The sequence below is a fragment of the Corynebacterium sp. HMSC056F09 genome, assembly GCF_001815785.1.
Lineage (GTDB): Bacteria > Actinomycetota > Actinomycetes > Mycobacteriales > Mycobacteriaceae > Corynebacterium > Corynebacterium hiratae.
Map to the genome: position 1 here is coordinate 1 of NZ_KV821908.1, position 438 is coordinate 438.

1 pseudogene is annotated in these 438 nt (G+C 51.6%); it reads left to right on the top strand.

Annotation, left to right across the window (positions count from 1 at the left end):
* Window positions 1-295, top strand: a pseudogene (locus HMPREF3056_RS12945) (transposase); the annotation flags it as partial.
* Window positions 296-438: the final 143 nt, after the last annotated feature.

Genomic DNA, 438 nt, shown 5'->3' on the forward strand with positions numbered 1-438 from the left:
CACACTGTGGATCAACAAAAGCGGAGTGGTGCGCATCCTGGGCTATGGATTCTATGTAGGACTCCGGTTTAAAAACCGGCTCATATACAGCCACGTTACCGATGACACCGCTGAGTTCTTCACTGATCATGATGGTGAAGCACTGTTTTCATTCCCACTGCCCATCAAGCTACTTGAGCGTCCAGCCGGCGGACAGATCAACATCGGGCATGTCGAAGGAATGTGGCACCGCCGGCCACCAGAGATCAAACCAATCCTGTCGCGTCCGCGCCCGTCGAGACGAAAGAAACCATAACCGGTAAGACGAGCTAGAGACTGTCCAAAAACACCAAAGACTCCCTGCCCAAAAAGCAGGGAGACTCCACGTCCAAAAAGTCATTGGACTCCTAGCCCAAAAAGTTACTGGACTCCGTGTCCAAAAAGTCCATGGACATAACA